Origin of the sequence: Bacillus coreaensis (assembly GCF_050586445.1) — a bacterium.
GTDB classification, from domain to species: Bacteria; Bacillota; Bacilli; order Bacillales; family Cytobacillaceae; genus Robertmurraya_A; species Robertmurraya_A coreaensis.
This window is the reverse complement of record NZ_JBOCCY010000009.1, coordinates 62,544-79,802: the sequence shown is the minus strand read 5'-3', so window position 1 is coordinate 79,802 and position 17,259 is coordinate 62,544. Positions and strand designations below refer to the sequence as shown.

The window sequence follows — 17,259 nt, the reverse complement described above, 5'->3', positions numbered from 1 at the left end:
TTCAGATATTGCCCCCTATTTTTCTCTATACCTATAAAATTCGCCACCAACTTGGAAATTCTGTCTTTTTCTGCGATTTGTTATAGAACTGTAATTTTACAGTAATAAAGTGTCATACATCTGTGAGTAATGCACAAGCGACTCGGTAGTGTTTACAAATAGAAAAAAAGCCTTTGGTTTTGCCACAAAACGCCCCTCATGGTTCAAGTCTATTCGTTCCATTCCTCTTATACTTTTTATAGCCTAACGGTGTCATACCCATCGCATTTCGAAATTTATCAATGAAATAACTTGTGCTGTTAAATCCTACCTGATAGGCAACATCTGTCACATTGGAATCAGATTGCTGCAATAAAATTAAGCTTTTTTGGATTCGGTAATTGGTGACATAATTCAAGGGTGTGTTCTTTAGCATTCGTTTGAAATAGCGACAACATTCCGATCGGCTTAATTGGCCGGCTCGTGCAATATCCTCTAAGAGTATTTTTTCCGCATAATGCTGATGGATCCAATGGAGCATTTGCTTCATTCGTTGACTTTTTACAATTTCCGACTGTTCGACCACTAACGGAACACCATTCATGATAAGATTCTTCCAAATGAACGTGAGATGGACACTGATATCGATTTCAAAATATGGAGGGTTTTCTTTGACCAACTGACTGATTTTCATCATTGAATCTAGAATCGTATTCCCCCAATGCTCCTTGGGGTCTAGAAGTAAATAAGGGATATTCGTCGCCTGAATATATGGGTATACGAAGGTGGAATACAGTTCTTGTGAGAGGACAAAGCTTGGTAAAACATTCAAACAAATATAGACACAGCCAGACTCATTCTTATCTTTTGCCATATGTAGGCAGCCAGCATTAATAAAAAGTCCTTCCCCTTCTCGAACAGTAACGGTTTCCTCATTGATATGAAAAAGGGCCTCTCCTTTTATCACGAGAACAAACTGAAATTCCTCATGCCAATGAAGTGGGATATATCCATTTATCTTTTGATTAATGGTCGTTTCGTAACAGGCAAAGGGTAACACCACGGTTCGATGTTCTGTTAATTCTTTTAAACTATGGTCAACCATAAAGTTTTTTATTTGCATAACCCTACCTCAATATTCTTATATTTTTCTATTCAATTTAGATATTATTACATGGTTTTTTTAGGTAAAATAGTACATATTATAGCACTATTTTTGTATTTAAAGGAGAAACCAAATGAGTAGAAACAAAGGGATTTTTCTAGTGATGACAGGAGCAATATTTTGGGGTATTGGAGGAACTGTTGCAAAAAAACTATTTGAACAGTATGGAATCGATATTGATTGGCTGGTAACGACGCGATTGCTGATCGCTGGATTTTTACTTTTAACGATCCAATTTTTCGGAAAAGATCGTGCCCAAATCCTTGGGGTTTGGAAAACCAAAAGCATCGCTATTTCCTTGATTATATTCGGGTTACTTGGAATGCTTGCGGTTCAATACACCTATATGGCTTCCATTCAACACGGAAATGCTGCGGTGGCCACCCTATTACAATATCTAGCACCTGTAATGATTATCATTTACGTGGTTTTACGCCATCAAGCAGTATTTACACAAAGAGATTTGATCACCGTTTCACTAGCTTTAGTTGGGAGCTTTTTCTTATTAACAAATGGATCCATCTCACAATTATCTGTACCACCACTTGCAGTTATTTGGGGTGTTTTATCTGGAGTTGCACTTGCCTTTTATACGTTATATGCCATTCCCTTACTAAAGCAATACGATTCCCTTGTTATTGTTGGTTGGGCGATGATCATCGGTGGTGTTGCCTTAAGTTTTATCCATCCCCCTTGGCAAATAGATTTGAAGGCGTTACCGTTAGAAGCTTATCTATACCTCGTTTTCGTTATTATTTTTGGAACAATGATTGCCTTTTGGTTTTATATTGAAAGTCTGCAAAGTCTCTTACCTAAAGAATCCAGCCTGTTAGGAAGTATCGAGCCACTTGCAGCTGTTTTAACTACTGTCTTTTGGTTAAAAGAACCCTTTGGCATGTTTCAATGGGTTGGTACCACTTGTATCCTTTTCATGATTGTATTATTGGCCTTGAGTAAAGCATCTAACTCAGAGGTTAGTTACTAAGTAGCAAAAGCCCCTTTTTCATGGCTAAAAGGGGCTTTATTTCACTAAAAAAAGTAATTAGAGATAGCCTATCGTTTATTGCTTCAGCAATCACTGCCTTTTTTTACATTTGCCTTCATTAAGGAGGAAATCTGTTGTTCATCTGTTTTTGAAATTTGTTCTAGTTGATTAATAACTAACTCTTGTCGCTGTAATGTATGGTTTTGGCTTAACTTAGCTTTTCCTTCTATTTTATTGATTTTTATTTTGAAACCTTGAACTGCTTTATTCATACCAGCGAGAAACTCAGGATCTACATCCTGTAATCTGTATGAACTGTCAGGAGTTTCATATTTCAATACCATTTCATGTAAGGAATTCATTAACTCCTTTTCGTCCTCCAAAAGCTCGACTTCTCCATAAACATGAACGGTCACGTAATTCCATGTTGGAACTGCCTTATTCGTCTCATACCAAGATGGGGAAATATAACCATGTGGACCATGAAAAATAGCTAGAACGGTTTGATTGTTGATATCTGTCCACTGAGGATTTGGACGAGCAAAGTGTCCATATAAGTATGTATGTTCCTTGTTCAAAATTAACGGTAAATGAGTGGCAAATGGCATTCCATCGTGCCTAGAAAAAAGAGTCGCAAAACCATGTTCTTTCATTATATCGTAGGCTATTGTTTCATCTGTGATCTTAAAATAGTTTGGAATATACATAATATCCACCTTTCAAAAAAGTTATATGAGTGTTTTTGTCATGATAAAGTCCTTTTGTTCTTCATCACCCATATAAAAAGAGTGGGCTCCTGTTTGAACAAACCCCATTTTCTGATAAAAAGCTATAGCATTTTCATTTTGTTCCCATACGCCTAACCAGATGTTCTTTTTCTGACGCAGCATCGCAATTTCTATTGCTTGATTTAGCAGATATTTTCCAAGTCCATGTTTTTGAAATTTGTTCTTTATATATATCCTCTCGATTTCAAGTGATTCATCACCCATTTCTTCAGACTGAGCGTCATTGGTATTGATCTTTAAATAGCCAGCCACTTCATTTTCAAAATAAACAAAAAAGAATTCTGAAGAATTATTGGATAACTCCTTTACTAATTGGTTTAAGTTAAATGCACTCTCCAAATAGGCCTTCATATTTTCGGGTGAATTCTGATCTTTAAAAGTCTCATTGAAAGTTTCATAACTAATTTCTTGAAGTTGGTGCGAATCTTCAAGGGTACATTTTTTAATATTTATAGTCATTTAAATAGCTCCTCTATCTAATCAATAATTTCTCTTGTTTCCCTTTTTTACATATTCCCAATCTTTTTCTACATTTTTTCTTACTCTTTGAAGAAGATTGAAAATGGTTTCTACTTCATTTTCGGTAAACCCATCTAATGCCACAATATTGGAATAATTATTTTCTCTTTTAATGAAAGGAAAAACATTTTCCCCTTTCTGGGTTGCAAAGAGTTTTTTGATTTTTTTGTTATGTTGATCTTCTTTTTTTTCAATAAAGCCATTCATTTCAAGTTTTTTTATCGCTCGAGCAGCTGTTGTTCGATCTACTTTTATCATCTCAGCTAATTTTTCTTGAATGATTCCCGGGTTTTCACATATTCGCACAAGGTACAAATACTGCCCTTTTGTCAGGTCATATTCTTTAAATTCTATATTACTTATAGAATCTAATGCCCTAGCTATCATTCCAATTTCTCGAAGAATTTCCTTCATAATTACCTCCTTAGCATATATTTTTATTGCAAATACAACAAAAATGGTTTATGTTAAATTTAACCTAATTTTGTTGCGTTTGCAACAAAAAAACTTAAAAGGACTGATTCATATGAATGTAAAAAGAGCAACGAACGATGAAGAATTAAGGGTAGCATTTGCTATTAGAAAAGAAGTATTTGTGAAAGAACAAGGCGTACCACTAGAGGATGAATTTGATGAATTTGATACACTAAATGGACTCTGCGAACATATTTTAGTCCATTACAATGAGCAACCAGCCGGAACGGGAAGGATTAGATTTATTGATGGAGTAGGCAAATTGGAAAGAATCTGCATCCTTGAACCTTACCGTAAATTTGGCCTTGGAAAAATCATTATAAAAGCGTTAGAAGAAATTGCAGAAGAACAGGAAGTGTCACAGGTTAAATTACATGGGCAAACACAGGCGGAAGGTTTTTATAAAAAACTCGGGTTTCATACTTCATCACCTATCTTTATGGAAGATGGGATCCCACATATTCTCATGCTCAAACAATTGTCTTGTAAATAAATGATGAGGTTGAGGAAAGTGAAATATGTTTTTTTTGTATTTGGAATTTTACTATTAACCCTTGGTATTTCTTTCACTATCCAATCAGATCTTGGAACTTCCCCTTTTGATGCACTTTTGGTAGGACTATCAAACAATGTAGGGCTTACTGTGGGAAGTTGGGAAATACTAATCGCTTTACTATTGATAGGTTGTAATTCGATTTTAAAAAGGGAAAAACCAGAAATCTTGGGGTTGGTAACAGCATTTATAACGGGGATTGCAATTGATATGTGGCTTTTTTTATTGCAAAATATAATAACACCCGAACTATGGGTCAGCAAAGCCGTTTGTTTTGGAATTGGCTTAGTTTTTATAGGATTAGGAACTGCAACATATTTACACACAAATTTTGCAACGATTCCCGTTGACCGATTAACCTTAATCATACAAGAATTAACTAGAATAAATATATTCATTTCGAGAACCATCATTTACTTCGTATTCTTGATCATGGCACTAATCTTCAAGGGACCTATTGGCATAGGAACTTTATTAACCGTTTGTTTCGGAGGGCTAATACTTAATTTCTTTATGCCGTTTACTGAAAAAGTATTAGCACGGATATAACGTGTGTACGGTGGTATGAACACCTTTACTAACATCTAGTTGCAAAATAAAAAGAGTCATCACCTGATGGTATGACCCAATGGGAGCAGTATTTAGGCTGGTAGTGCCTGTATTCCTTTACTATTTTTATTGTAAAGGAATATTTTAATGATTTTCTTCATGACAGCATCATCTTCGTTAGAACGAGTAATAAAATTGGAAGTATCTTCCATTGAATATCTTGTGTTAACTATGTTTTATAATAAAATCTACCGTTTTACTAAATGCTAATTGAGCTGATAGAACGTTATATCTAGGAGAGTAAGGGTCACTGAACCCATGTTTTCCGTTAAATTTATATACTTTAATATTCTTGTTATCTAAATTTGCAATTAACTCATCCACATGAAAGGATTGTTCTTCCTCTGGAAATATTAGCATTGTTGGAGATTTAGGTTTTAATTCTACATAATTCCTAATGCGTGAACCGTAGTATCCCACTATTCCATCGACACGTTCTTCCTTACTACATAACCAAGCCACCGTTGCACCTACACTAAATCCAATGATAAATACCTTTTGGTATTCACCTTTAGCGTCAGATAATATATCTTGTATTTTATGTTGAGCTTGTGTAAATCCAATGCTCTCCATAAAATCATGGTAAGCTACTTCCTCCTGGGAATAATCAAACGTTATGTCTCTTTCTAATAAATTTGGACAAATGACGTCAAAACCTTCTTTTGATATTAATTCACAAAAACTCTGCATGTGATGGTTAATACCATAAATTTCGTGTATGACTATGATTAGAGTATCAGACTTTTTGCGTATTTGAATCATTTAGGTACCCCCTTGAACTGATAATTCCACGATTCTAGTACCATATTATACCGTTTCTTTTCGACTAAACTCCATTATGTAACATTACTTAATAATCTATCAAAAGAATGAATCTCAGCATATGGTTTTATTTCGGTATCATTCTTGATCCTATGAGGATTGAACCATATGCCCTTTATGTTTGCATTTTCATTTTGACAACCACCAATATCCTTTTGTATGTCATCTCCAACGAATAATACAGATTCCGGTTTCACATTAAGCTTATTTAAGGCTAATTCAAATATGCGTTTGTCAGGTAAACCACCCCCTATCCACTGCATTTTAAAAAGCTGCCTCTTATATCGAGACAGCCCGTTCCCATATAAATCTACGTTTTGAATCTACTAAGTCATCAATGGAGGGAATGAGAAAATCTGCGCCTTGGAGATCCTTGTTTTGTCCCGCTCCGGAGTGAACACCAATCACATATTGACATCGCGCGTTCCTTGCAAACGCGATATCTACGCTCGTATCCCCAACCATTACGACTTCTTCTACCGAAAGTCCAACTACTTCACAAAATGCCTCCATCATGTGAGGATGTGGTTTTTTCTCGTATCTGTCTGAGGTTCCAATAAAGTCAAAATAGTGGGTCAATCCTAATAAGTCTAACGTAAGTAATGTTGTTTCTTGATCATCCGCTGTTGCTACACCCATTCTTAGCCCTTTTTCTTTTAATCTGTCAAAAAGAGGTTTCAAATTAGCAGCAGGCTTTACAGCATGTATATTTTGTTTTGTCAGCTCTAGAATTTTTAGTTCAATCCAACTGTACAAGGGTTCAGGAAATATAACGTGCTCATCTAATAGTACTTGACGAAAGGCATCAGCAATATCCTTTGTAGTTCCTGATGCAAGAATACTTGTAGGGCTCACCTCATCATTTATAAGACCAATCTTTCCAAGAAGTTTTTCCTTCAATAAGAAATTATGTGGGTCGACTAATTCCTCAACAAGCCCTTTTGCAATGGCCTTCCACAGCCCGGTGAATTCAATGAGTGTTCCATCCTTGTCAAAAAGGATTCCTTTAATGTTAGCCACGGAAATAGCCTACCTTCTCTAATAAATCTTTCCATACTCGTAAACTTCTTTCTTTTGCACCTGTAAATATTGGATTAATAAAGGCTAATAGCTCATCCGACTTGGAACGAATTTCATAGCGAAGATAATGGTAGCCTTCCTTCCACTCAACCGTCTCAGTAAAGCGTCCTTCGTCATTCAACACTCCTGCATTTGTCCGTTTCCCGTCAATCACTCGGACAAGGTAACTTCCTTCACGACAATTTAAGTAATCTAACACGAAGGTTGTTTCTGAAAGAGTCTCTCCATTTGAGAATACCTCACCAAGATGAATGCGCTTCCCTTGATGTTTATGAATCGGGTTTAGGACAGGCCCCCTTGTCACATGTACATTCCCTTTACGAACAGAGTCAAGAATAGCATGTGCTGACAGCTCTTCTGCCCATACGTAAGTGGCAGGGTCACCAATTAGTGAGGGAAGTCCTCCCTCTTCATACGTTTCCGTTGGGCGCATGTGTGAGTCAGAACCGCCAATTCCATAAATTATAAACCCATCCATTAAAAGGGTGTCCCATAAAATAAGTGCTTCTTCAGTTGCCTTTACATTGTCTGGGAAGGTTGGATCATTCCAAATTTCTATAACATCCAATTCAGCTAACTCTGTTTCTTGGAACGTCCAGTTCCAAGGCGCAAGCATGGGATGATTGATTGACCGTATGGCTCCCTTTTCCTTCACTTCCTTTAGAATCCGATTCATTCCCTGCTCTGTTTCCATTCCCCCATCACTAGAGGATAACCGCCAGTCAATCCAGCTAGAGAGGCCAAGAGCATTAAAGTGCCCTTTAGATGAGGTAACTTCTATACCCGGAATGACAAGAATAGGATCATTAAGCCACTTTGTAGGCAAGATATTATGATCCGTTGCAACAAAGAAATCTAATTCCATGTTTCGAGCGGAGTCCATTCCTTCCTCTGGTGAAAGTTTCCCGTCAGATAAGAAGGTATGTGTATGGAAATCTCCCTTATACCACTTTTCCTCTGTTGTACGAACTTCCTTTGGGTTCCAATCATTCAAAACGAATCCCTTATCACTTTGCAAACCAGTATAGTTTGTAAATGAGTGATTATGTAAAACCTGTAATGACTCGTCTCCAAATTCGAAATGGATGGTAAATGGAACATCTTTATCATTCATTTTTATTAATTCAATCGTCCACTCCCCCTCCGTTATCATTCCTGGAACGGTTGAGTAACTTGATGTCATAAAATCTGTACTTAAAATAAACTCTTTTTTATTCTGGATTACTAAGCCTTGTAAACGTATGGTTCCTTTTGAATCTGTCACCATCACCATTAACCACGATTTTTCCGAAATGGCAATATTTATTTTCATCCATTGATACTGTTGAGGGACAAGTATCTTTTGAAAAGTAAGGGGTGCCACCATGACACCCTTTACTTCTTGCATTTGAGTGGTATTCATGCGTCGCCTACTTCTTTAACACTTTATCAAGCTCACGTTGAGCTTCTTCTTTTGCAGCTTTTAAAGCTTCTGCAGCAGGTACGCCCTCAATCTCTACCTTGTCTGCCGCTTTTGAAAGTGCATCTAAAATTTTTCCACCTGTTGGATCATTAAATGGTGGGGTTGCTGTTTCAGCTTGCTTTAATGGAACTAAAATTTGTGGGTTTTCTTCTGCAAATTTCTTAAAGCTCTCCACTTCTCGAGCTGATTTACGAACAGCTATATATCCGGTATTCATAGACCAATCGGCCGTTTTCTCAGCACTATTAAAGAATGTGATAAATTTGTATGCTGCTTCCTGCTCTTCAGGTGAAGCTAATGCAGGGATTGACGCTAATAATGCGTATGCATGTGGTGCCGCTGCATGGTCTTCCCAACCTGGTTGTGGATAAGCAGCAACCTTCGTAAAATCCAAATCACCTTGGTCTCCCGATGAACCAGTGTAGCCAGCTGCACGTCCTTGTAATACGTCATCAATGGTCTTATACCAATATGCCCAACCTTCGCCACCATGGTTAATCGCCATTGTCTTGTCTTCATGAATTGCTTTTCCAATGTAATCCCAAGCTTCTACCCATTCAGGAGAATCAATCATCACTTTTTTCCCATCTTCGCTTAAATAGCTTGCACCATTACTCATTGCAAAGTCCATTAAATTTCCTGAGCCCCACATTGGCATCCAGCCATGAATTCCTTTTTCAGCCTTAATTTTGGCTGCTGCTTCTTTTAAGCTTTCAAATGTATTCAAGCTTTCTGGAGAAATACCTACCTCTTCAAAAATACCTTTGTGGTAATACATAACTTGAGTTGTACCATATAAAGGAAGAGCATATTGCTTATCATTCATGCTACCTTGCTGATAGAAGGACTCAACAAAATCCTCACGATTAAATTGGTCGTCTGCCGAGATAAAAGAATCCATCGGTGCTAGAATGCCTTTATTTGCAAAAGTTAGAACTGTGTCATTTCCTAATAGCACAGCTGCTGGAACTTTCTTAGCTGCAATCGCTGCTTGAAGCTTTTGTTCCGTTTCTTCGTAATTCCCTTGTGCCACACCTGTAACAATTACTTCATCTTGGCTTTCATTGAATTCTTTAATAAAACGCTCTACATTTTCTCCTAGTTGACCACCAAGACCATACCAAAACTCGATCTTAATTGGCTCACCCTTCTTCGATGTTTCTGATTGAGAGCTAGTAGTTTCAGAAGTTGAACACCCTACTAACGTTGAAACAAATAAAACAAAAATCATCAATAATCCTGATAGCTTTTTCATTATGTTTCCTCCTAGTTTTATTAGAATATATGGGTTTATCCTTTTAAGCCATGGTCACTAATTGCTCTAACGAACCATTTCTGGACAAAGGCAAAGATAATGAGTAACGGAACAACAGTGAAGGTACTTGCTGCCATAATTAATGGCCATTCTATTCCATAAGCCCCCTCTTGAATAAAGAACTGTCTCAAGCCTTTTGTAATTAATAGCTTTTCCTCAGTGTTTAAAATAAGAGATGGCCATAAATAGTTGTTATACATTCCAATAAAACTAATTAAACCTAAGGTAATAAAGGTTGGTTTTGTTAATGGGTAAATCACAGACCAAAGGATTCTAAAGTGACTAGCTCCATCAACCTTTGCCGCCTCAATTAACTCCTTTGGAATTTGTAAAAAGGCCTGGCGGAATAGAAATATCCCAAAGACTGTCGATGCATTAGATATGATTACTGCAGTATGCGTATCAATTAATCCCATTTTTGAAATAAGCACATAGCTCGGAACATACGTAGCCGCAACCGGCACCATATACGAAACTAAGATAATACCGAAAAGTAAGTTTCTCCCGCGAAATCGAAATTGAGTAAATGCATAAGCAATCATTGCAGAATTCAACACCTGAATCACTACAATAACAACTGCTGTATATGTACTATTCAGCATATAAAGCCCAAATGGCGCAGCATTCCATGCGTCTATAAAGTTATGCCATTGCGGGTTTTCCGGCCACCACGTTGGTGGAAAGGACCAGATTTCTTCGGTTGTTTTGATAGAATTTGTTACCATCCAAAGAAATGGGAAGAACATAACTAAACTAACGAACAATAACACAATATGTTTGATAGAATGTGAAACTCGCTTTTGAATCGTATCCAGTGTAAACACCCTCTTATTGATAATGAACCCATTTTTTTGACACATAGAATTGAATCCCAGCTAAAATGGCAGTAATCACAACTAGGATGGTCGAAACTGCCGTAGCCATGCCCATGTCGAATTGCTCAAAAGCTGATTGATAGAACATGTAAAGAATGGTCCTTGTACTTCCTGCTGGTCCACCTTGAGTCAAAACTTGAATTTGGTCATAGGCTTGTAAGGAATCTATTGTTGTAATGATAACGAGAAATAAAGTCGTTGGTGAAATAAGCGGCAATGTAATATGTAAAAACTTACGAAATTTACCTGCACCATCTAACTCTGCCGCTTCATAAAGATCAATAGGAACCTTACGGAGAGCATGCATATAAAAAATCATTGCCCAACCAATCCCCTTCCAAATAGTCACGATAATCACTGCTGGCAGAGCCCAGGTCGAACTACTTGTCCATTCAATACCTGGTATGTGGAAAATAGATAGCAACCAATTCGCCAAACCTACGTTAGGTTCATAGATCCAAGACCAAACTATAGATATCGCAACAGTTGGAGTTACCCAAGGTGAAAAAATCACCGTTCGATAAACGGACATCCCTTTTCCATCTTTGGAAATCAGACTTGCCAATAGCAATCCGCCAAACACAGTGGGTATCACTGTTCCTACTGAGAAATAGACGGTATTTAATAGTACTTCATAGAAAATAGGATCCGTTAATAAGTAGTGGTAATTCTCAAACCAAACCACATCGTATTCAGGACTAATATAATCCCAATTGGTAAAGCTAATATAAACGGATTGTAGAATCGGATACACATAAAATAGAGTTAACGGAATAAGGGCTGGAAGCATAAACAGCCACGCAATCATACTTTCAGAAGTACGAATAGGAAAAGGCTTCATATAAAGCAGTTCTTTCTTTTTACTCGGTACAATCGTCTCCATACTTTTCTCCTTTCAATTGATAGTTTCATTGTATAAGTGAAATATTTAGCCACTATTAAGAGAGTTTATGTAAAACGTAAATAATACATTTTTCTCCACAAAAACCCACACAAATATTAATTGAAGAAGCCTGCCCTATTTTGGCACAAAAAAAAAGCACCTATCTTAGTGCTTCTTTTCTATGAGTGAATCACTCGAATCCCCTTATTTAAATAGTTCTGTTTAATTTGAGGTGGTAGCTTTGAATCCGTAATAATTCCTTCAATTTGGTTAAAACTACAAACTTTTAACATCGATACTGCATCAAACTTACTAGAATCCGCCACGACATATGTAGTTTTTGATTGTTCTAGCATTTTCTTTTTAATATTCCATTCTCCAACTCCATAGTCTGTTAGTCCGGCATTAAGAGATACCCCACTCATACTCATGAAAAATAAATTAATATGAAACTGGGAAAGAAACGATTCTGCATGCTCCCCGACCACACACAGCTCTTCATTTCTTAGTGTGCCACCTGCCAAAATAATAGTATATTGTGGCATAGAAGATAATTCATAAGCAATCGGTAATGAATTCGTTATGATAGTTAATTTCTTAAACTTGGTCTTCAGTGCCTTTGCAATCTCAGTATTGGTCGTACTTACATCCATGGCAATCACATGTTCTTCCTTTACAAACTGAGTGGCGTGCTCGGCAATCTCTCGTTTTTCATTAATAAAAAGAGTCTCTCTCTTAATAAATGACTGTTCCTTTGAATGATCCTTTTCAAGCACAGCCCCACCATGTACTCGTTTCAGTACACCTACTGACTCCAAATACTCCAAGTCTCTTCTTACCGTTTCAGTAGAAACACCAAACTCCTCCACAAGCTCCTGAACCCTAACAGAATGGAAAATTTCAAGTTTTTCCCTAATCCTATCATACCGTTCTTTAACAAGCATTCTTCTCCACCCCCACATCACAAAATAACACAAAAACACACAATCTAATTTACATATTATCACATTCTGTTCTTTTTCAATAGATATTCAATACTAGTTAGAGAACCTCCCGTAACACCGATCACTTTACAAGAATTATCCAAAATATCCTTAAATAAAGGATACTTGCTATACGTTTCCATTCCCGTTCTGGTTCAATATTTCATTATAAAGGTAAAACGGACCATTACTTTAAAAAAGCGAACTCCACTATTTAAGGATTGCTAAACTAAATTTAGCCATATAAAAACTGCACCTCCAATTTTATTAGCTACATGTCTAACAATTGGGGTGCAGTTCAAGTGGTTCTAGGTTTTTAATTTTTATCACTTTTTGTTTTCCTTTCTTGCTCTACATAAGGCTCGACTCCAGCCTCTATATATGCTACTTCTTCATCGTATGAAATTACGCTCAATAACGTGGCTTCATCATTTTCTTGATAACCCTATATTCCAACTGTTTGAATCTTATCAGAACTATACGGAATATTGGTTGATACACTACCGCGGAATAACACATTTGACTTTTCAGATAGTACCGTTTGGTACACCCCTTCTTCAACGCTCTTAAATAAAATAGAATCCCTTATATCTTTTCTCATTTTATCCATCCACGTTTCTTCTAAAAAAAGGGACAGTGTACCTGTCCCCATAACCCAATTCAATCTATTCTATTCTATTACAGTCAATCCCTCGACCGCTTTTTGCAAAGCATTTCTCACACCTACTACTTCATCCAAACTACTTTGTGGGTTTTTCAACACTTCTTTTGCTCTTTGAAGGGATTTGTGGAATGTTTTCCAACTATCTTCCGGATAGTTCTTTTGTTCTAAATCCTTATTAGCATTATATAATTCTTCTAGATTTGTTTTGTTTACTTCTACTTTATTCCGACCATTAATCACATCTATTCCGTCTAGAACATACGTCCCGCCCTTTACGACCACTTTTGCGGTGTGTTTCTTATCCTTCAGGCCACGTAGGTTATAGGATGTTTGTCGATCACCTTTTGAATGAATTCTTACATTCTCTTCTATTAATTGATCGTCAACATACACGTCAATTAATGCATCCGGTGTGGAACCAAATAGGTTAAAGCCTGATCCTTCAAAATTGAAGACCATACTGCTGCTTGGAACAAAGCTAGGTGTATGGTAGATATGGACTCCTCTATAGTCCATAAAGGTTTCTTTTTGTTCGTTATCTTTTAGGGAGACCTTTAGTGTATGAGGTTTTTCTTCCAAGCCTCTCACTGAATATCTGATGCCTGTGCCGGTGTCGACTGCGAAGTTCCCCAAGTCATTTCCATCTAGTTCAAAATTATAGAGAGATTTCTCTCCTGTTCCTGCGAGGTAATCAATGCCGCTACCCGTAAAATTAATGACAATATACGGATCATCCGCGAAGCTCGCCCAGGCATTCGTAGAGTTGGAGCCCCATGATGCATTTTTTCTAAAAGCGTACACGGTATTTTCTTCCGTTCCAATGAGAGATTCATCAGATATTTTAACGATGTCACTTGGTCCTAGCTTCTTGACTGCTAAAACAGGTTCACTCGTCTCAATTTCAGCCTTGGTGAGACTGATATACTTCTCTTTTGATACCACTTTGAGCGTGTGCGGTTTATCTTCAAGGTCTGTTGCTGACCACACCATCTGCGTAATGCTGCTATTGTTGACATAGTTTGCCTCACCGACTAACTGTCCGTCTAAATACACATCAGCCTTACCGTTTGATGGATTGGTTTCTCCAAATAATCTGATCTCCGTTCCTTTAAACGGAATTTCAAAGGATGCTCCTACTCCTCCCCATGCATTTGAACTGTTGGAGGACCAGCCGCTTGAGTAAAATACTTTATTTAGTGTTCCTTGTACAGTGGTTGAATCTCTATGACCAACCGTTACTCCGTTCCAAACAGGAGCGTCTGATTTAGCGGTCATTTGTGTTCGGTTAAAATGGGCATAGCCAGCTTGTGTATAGTCCCACTTTCCAACAAATCCAATTGGATTCAAGGAATCTAGCGATTGTAATGCCTCTTCCTCGGAAGAATATTTCTTCCCTTGCGCACTATCAATTTTCAGTGATTCATAGGTATACCCTTTGATTGGATCTACACGGAGATTATCGTATAGAGTTTCATAATAACCAGATCCGATAACGACCCTTCCTGACATAACGGTGGATTGCTCATCCGTATAGGAAGAGATTTCTTTACCATCCACAAATAATGTGAAAACATTTTCCTTGGCTTCGAAGGCTAGATTATGCCAAACTTTGTTGTCAAACCCTTCAAGTGTTCCACTTTTCACTACTTTTCCAAGCTTCAGAATTTCGAAATCTCCATTTGAAAAGACACGAGCATTGTATGGTGCATAGGAATCATTTCCGCCTGCCTTCATTTGACGAACACCGATTAAGGCGTAATTACTTCTTCCTGCCACCTCAGGTGTGTGAGTATCTAGTAAAAAGTCATATGATGCTTTGTAATTTACCCAACGATGATCACCAAGAGTCGTGTTTGGATTGCTATTTGAGGCAGATCCGTCTACTCCTCCCCATACGGCCCAATCTGCGCCGATGATGTCATGTGAAATTTTCTGTTGAAGCATATTTCCATGAGCCTTCGCATCTGGGATTTCTAAATTCGCACGTTCAGCACTTCCACTAGCCACTGGTTTGGTGGCTTCTTTCACTACTTCAAAGGCAGCCAGCTGATCGGTCGTATAGCGTGGAGTTCCACCTCGACGATCCACATAATCTCTACCCTTTTCATCCTTTGGATAATTTTTGTATTCAAAATCATCTGTATACGGTAATGGAAGGATGGTATCCTTTGACACATCCACTGGGTCTGACTCATATTCAAAGCCTTCTACCTCTGATTCTTTATCTAACGTGGAAATGGTTACAATGGAATAAGGCTTCACTTCCACCTCATAAACTCCATTTTCCGGTTGAATGACCTTTACTTTCTTAAACCAGTTCGCATCAATCGCTTCTCCCTGATCTGGCCCACGTGTTTCCCACACATAGACAGGTGCATTCTCTTTTCCATCTAAATTTTTCGCTTCGATCTTATATTTGCGTGTATCCTTTGTGTTGTTAGCAAACACAGTTGAATAATCATCTGTCTCAGGGTCTTTTAATGTTAAATAGTTATGAGTACTCGTATCCACATCTACCCCACCATCAAAAAAGGCCCCATCACTATAGGTTGCGCCCTTCACATACTGCCAACGCTCGTTCTCAGGTGTGGCATGGTCATCATAGCCAACAAAGTTCATCACATGACGAACTCCTTGTACTCCCCCATCCACTTCATAAAACCCAGACCACGGGTCATAGGCACTGATCAAGTGCTTTGGATTATAAGCAGATCCTTCGTAAAAAGCGGCAACGGAAGGTTGAAAGTCAAAGGAAACGGCATTAAGCGGGTTGTTTCCTGCTCCCGTCCATGAGTATACCGAAATAATACGTGAGGTCACATCAATGATCCCTGCCTTGCCTCCAAGTCCTTTATATTGCGGTTCCATATTGTCGCGGTACCGCGCATTGATCATCGGAGCAATTCCCTCTGACACCCAACTTTCTTTCGGCTTCTTCCCCTCTGCAATAAGTTTATTCTGTAATTGAGTCATTTCATTCGAACCCGTCAGTCCATAGTGGGAGCTGATGACATCAATTTCATCTATTAAATTGGGATTATTGAGAAGTGTGCGGCTAATGGTGGATGTATCTCGGTATCCATCTGCTGCTACTAGTTTGATATCTTTGTAGTCGGTTTCATAATTTGGTTCCTGTTTAATCTTTGTCGTAAAATATTTCAGCCATTCTAGCTCATTTTTTCCATTGTTATTTTGAGCTCGTTCATTTTGGGAAATCCCCACATAATCTAGTTTAAATCCGTACTCCTTATACACGGCATCTATTGTTTGCTTATACCACTGGTAACGATTCTCGTATTCTTTATTTGCAGCCCCATCCCATGTCCAGCGCGGTTCACCCCATCGTAAAATTTCAACAGTGATATCAGGATTAATCGACTTGGCATCTGCAGCAAATTGGAATCCAGCTCCTCTAAGAACATTGGCTGGTTCATCTGCATAACGCATGGTGGCTGGTTCTGTACCAGAAGAGGAATTCACATCAGCACCCAACTCCACTTTCACATGTGCGAGTCCAGCACCTGTATCTTTATTAAAGAGCTTATGCATCATGTCCCAGTATTCCTCTGGATGCTCTTCTTTATAATCCATCATAAGCCGTGAAGTATTGTTCGCGGTTACCGTCCCAAAGCCTTTGAACCGGTTATATTTATCAACGTTGTTTCCGTCGATCGTGATGGTTTTTGTAGGAACTTCCGCTTTTGTTTTCGTTGTATCTACAAAAGCAACTGAGCCAAATAGCATGGAAGTCACACAGATACTTCCGATGATTTTCTTAAACTTTTTCCTTTTCCTTGTCATGTTTCGCATCTTCCCTTCCCTTCGTTCCTTGTTATTCTAAGTACCTCCCCTGTCCCTCCTCTTTTCCAATAGTTATGTTAGCTAGTGAGGGTTCCCTCATTAGTTCTAACTGAGAATTGATTGACACAAAGTTTATTGTTAGCGCTTTCATTATTTCATAGTTGGTTTGGATTTCTATACTAATTTCTTGACTACCTTACCGCTTTTTTTGACCTTTTTAATGAGTTTCGTAGAATAGAAACACAAAAACCCGCCCTCTAAAAGAACAGGTTTCAAGACCTTTATTTTCAAATTAACTTTCG

The 17,259-nt window shown here is 37.9% G+C and carries 16 protein-coding genes and 1 pseudogene; 3 read left to right on the top strand and 14 right to left on the bottom strand.

Annotation, left to right across the window (positions count from 1 at the left end):
* Nucleotides 1-196 precede the first annotated feature (196 nt).
* Nucleotides 197-1,102: an AraC family transcriptional regulator gene (locus ACQ5H4_RS14960; protein ID WP_430775790.1), complete on the bottom strand. Its 906-nt coding sequence runs from the start codon at nt 1,100-1,102 to the stop codon at nt 197-199.
* A 115-nt stretch (nt 1,103-1,217) separates the two neighbouring features.
* On the opposite strand from ACQ5H4_RS14960, the gene ACQ5H4_RS14955 reads away from it, so the two are divergent.
* Nucleotides 1,218-2,129, top strand: a complete 912-nt coding sequence (locus ACQ5H4_RS14955) for an EamA family transporter (protein WP_430775789.1) — start codon at nt 1,218-1,220, stop codon at nt 2,127-2,129.
* A gap of 83 nt (nt 2,130-2,212) precedes the next feature.
* Here ACQ5H4_RS14955 and ACQ5H4_RS14950 read toward each other — a convergent pair whose 3' ends face one another.
* The 3 genes from ACQ5H4_RS14950 to ACQ5H4_RS14940 are packed head-to-tail and all read right to left on the bottom strand — an operon-like array spanning nt 2,213 to nt 3,850.
* Entirely contained in the window at nt 2,213-2,836 is a 624-nt protein-coding gene (locus ACQ5H4_RS14950) for an FMN-binding negative transcriptional regulator (RefSeq protein ID WP_430775788.1), read from the bottom strand.
* Nucleotides 2,837-2,857: 21 nt separating this feature from the next.
* A complete protein-coding gene (gene paiA, locus ACQ5H4_RS14945) occupies nt 2,858-3,376 on the bottom strand; it encodes a spermidine/spermine N(1)-acetyltransferase (protein WP_430775787.1) in 519 nt (172 codons plus the stop codon).
* A 21-nt stretch (nt 3,377-3,397) separates the two neighbouring features.
* Nucleotides 3,398-3,850 carry a MarR family winged helix-turn-helix transcriptional regulator gene (locus ACQ5H4_RS14940; protein WP_430775785.1) on the bottom strand — a complete coding sequence of 151 codons (453 nt, stop codon included), beginning with the start codon at nt 3,848-3,850 and terminating at the stop codon, nt 3,398-3,400.
* Between the two features lie 112 nt (nt 3,851-3,962).
* Here ACQ5H4_RS14940 and ACQ5H4_RS14935 point away from each other — a divergent pair, with 112 nt between their 5' ends.
* Together ACQ5H4_RS14935 and ACQ5H4_RS14930 are read left to right on the top strand one after the other, a co-directional pair.
* A complete protein-coding gene (locus tag ACQ5H4_RS14935; protein ID WP_430775784.1) occupies nt 3,963-4,403 on the top strand; it encodes a GNAT family N-acetyltransferase in 441 nt (146 codons plus the stop codon).
* An 18-nt stretch (nt 4,404-4,421) separates the two neighbouring features.
* Complete coding sequence (locus tag ACQ5H4_RS14930) at nt 4,422-5,012, top strand: YczE/YyaS/YitT family protein (protein WP_430775783.1); 591 nt, start codon at nt 4,422-4,424, stop codon at nt 5,010-5,012.
* A gap of 225 nt (nt 5,013-5,237) precedes the next feature.
* On the opposite strand, the gene ACQ5H4_RS14925 is transcribed toward ACQ5H4_RS14930, so the two are convergent.
* The 10 genes and pseudogenes from ACQ5H4_RS14925 to ACQ5H4_RS14880 all read right to left on the bottom strand — a co-directional run bounded on the left by ACQ5H4_RS14925 (nt 5,238) and on the right by ACQ5H4_RS14880 (nt 16,957).
* The gene (locus tag ACQ5H4_RS14925) at nt 5,238-5,834 is read right to left on the bottom strand and encodes a dienelactone hydrolase family protein (protein ID WP_430775782.1); all 597 of its coding nucleotides are present in this window, start codon (nt 5,832-5,834) and stop codon (nt 5,238-5,240) included.
* A 74-nt stretch (nt 5,835-5,908) separates the two neighbouring features.
* Nucleotides 5,909-6,148, bottom strand: a pseudogene (locus tag ACQ5H4_RS14920) (HAD family hydrolase); the annotation flags it as partial.
* A gap of 25 nt (nt 6,149-6,173) precedes the next feature.
* Nucleotides 6,174-6,914 carry an HAD family hydrolase gene (locus ACQ5H4_RS14915; RefSeq protein WP_430775781.1) on the bottom strand — a complete coding sequence of 247 codons (741 nt, stop codon included), beginning with the start codon at nt 6,912-6,914 and terminating at the stop codon, nt 6,174-6,176.
* On the bottom strand, nt 6,907-8,376 hold the full coding sequence (locus ACQ5H4_RS14910) for a CehA/McbA family metallohydrolase (protein ID WP_430775780.1): 1,470 nt from the start codon (nt 8,374-8,376) through the stop codon (nt 6,907-6,909). The genes ACQ5H4_RS14915 and ACQ5H4_RS14910 overlap by 8 nt, the downstream gene beginning before the upstream one ends.
* Nucleotides 8,377-8,383: 7 nt before the next feature.
* On the bottom strand, nt 8,384-9,691 hold the full coding sequence (locus ACQ5H4_RS14905; protein ID WP_430775779.1) for an ABC transporter substrate-binding protein: 1,308 nt from the start codon (nt 9,689-9,691) through the stop codon (nt 8,384-8,386).
* 35 nt (nt 9,692-9,726) lie between these two features.
* Complete coding sequence (locus ACQ5H4_RS14900) at nt 9,727-10,611, bottom strand: carbohydrate ABC transporter permease (RefSeq protein WP_430775778.1); 885 nt, start codon at nt 10,609-10,611, stop codon at nt 9,727-9,729.
* Nucleotides 10,580-11,467 carry a carbohydrate ABC transporter permease gene (locus ACQ5H4_RS14895; protein WP_430775867.1) on the bottom strand — a complete coding sequence of 296 codons (888 nt, stop codon included), beginning with the start codon at nt 11,465-11,467 and terminating at the stop codon, nt 10,580-10,582. Before ACQ5H4_RS14895 ends, ACQ5H4_RS14900 begins: the two co-directional genes overlap by 32 nt.
* 221 nt (nt 11,468-11,688) lie before the next feature.
* The gene (locus ACQ5H4_RS14890) at nt 11,689-12,453 is read right to left on the bottom strand and encodes a DeoR/GlpR family DNA-binding transcription regulator (protein ID WP_430775777.1); all 765 of its coding nucleotides are present in this window, start codon (nt 12,451-12,453) and stop codon (nt 11,689-11,691) included.
* A gap of 484 nt (nt 12,454-12,937) precedes the next feature.
* Entirely contained in the window at nt 12,938-13,102 is a 165-nt protein-coding gene (locus tag ACQ5H4_RS14885; protein WP_430775776.1) for a hypothetical protein, read from the bottom strand.
* Nucleotides 13,103-13,162: 60 nt separating this feature from the next.
* Nucleotides 13,163-16,957 (bottom strand): glycoside hydrolase family 30 protein, encoded by a 3,795-nt coding sequence (locus ACQ5H4_RS14880; protein WP_430775775.1) that lies wholly within the window; start codon nt 16,955-16,957, stop codon nt 13,163-13,165.
* Between the last annotated feature and the right edge of the window lie 302 nt (nt 16,958-17,259).

Excerpts from the sequence above, each read along its gene's own strand:
- ACQ5H4_RS14950 (WP_430775788.1), bottom strand. The coding sequence starts at position 2,836 with ATGTATATTCCAAACTATTTTAAGATCACAGATGAAACAATAGCCTAC.
- ACQ5H4_RS14955 (WP_430775789.1), top strand. The coding sequence starts at position 1,218 with ATGAGTAGAAACAAAGGGATTTTTCTAGTGATGACAGGAGCAATATTT.
- ACQ5H4_RS14910 (WP_430775780.1), bottom strand. The coding sequence starts at position 8,376 with ATGAATACCACTCAAATGCAAGAAGTAAAGGGTGTCATGGTGGCACCC.
- ACQ5H4_RS14905 (WP_430775779.1), bottom strand. The coding sequence starts at position 9,691 with ATGAAAAAGCTATCAGGATTATTGATGATTTTTGTTTTATTTGTTTCA.
- paiA (WP_430775787.1), bottom strand. The coding sequence starts at position 3,376 with ATGACTATAAATATTAAAAAATGTACCCTTGAAGATTCGCACCAACTT.
- ACQ5H4_RS14885 (WP_430775776.1), bottom strand. The coding sequence starts at position 13,102 with ATGGATAAAATGAGAAAAGATATAAGGGATTCTATTTTATTTAAGAGC.
- ACQ5H4_RS14935 (WP_430775784.1), top strand. The coding sequence starts at position 3,963 with ATGAATGTAAAAAGAGCAACGAACGATGAAGAATTAAGGGTAGCATTT.
- ACQ5H4_RS14880 (WP_430775775.1), bottom strand. The coding sequence starts at position 16,957 with ATGACAAGGAAAAGGAAAAAGTTTAAGAAAATCATCGGAAGTATCTGT.
- ACQ5H4_RS14895 (WP_430775867.1), bottom strand. The coding sequence starts at position 11,467 with ATGAAGCCTTTTCCTATTCGTACTTCTGAAAGTATGATTGCGTGGCTG.
- ACQ5H4_RS14900 (WP_430775778.1), bottom strand. The coding sequence starts at position 10,611 with ATGTGTCAAAAAAATGGGTTCATTATCAATAAGAGGGTGTTTACACTG.
- ACQ5H4_RS14940 (WP_430775785.1), bottom strand. The coding sequence starts at position 3,850 with ATGAAGGAAATTCTTCGAGAAATTGGAATGATAGCTAGGGCATTAGAT.
- ACQ5H4_RS14925 (WP_430775782.1), bottom strand. The coding sequence starts at position 5,834 with ATGATTCAAATACGCAAAAAGTCTGATACTCTAATCATAGTCATACAC.
- ACQ5H4_RS14890 (WP_430775777.1), bottom strand. The coding sequence starts at position 12,453 with ATGCTTGTTAAAGAACGGTATGATAGGATTAGGGAAAAACTTGAAATT.
- ACQ5H4_RS14960 (WP_430775790.1), bottom strand. The coding sequence starts at position 1,102 with ATGCAAATAAAAAACTTTATGGTTGACCATAGTTTAAAAGAATTAACA.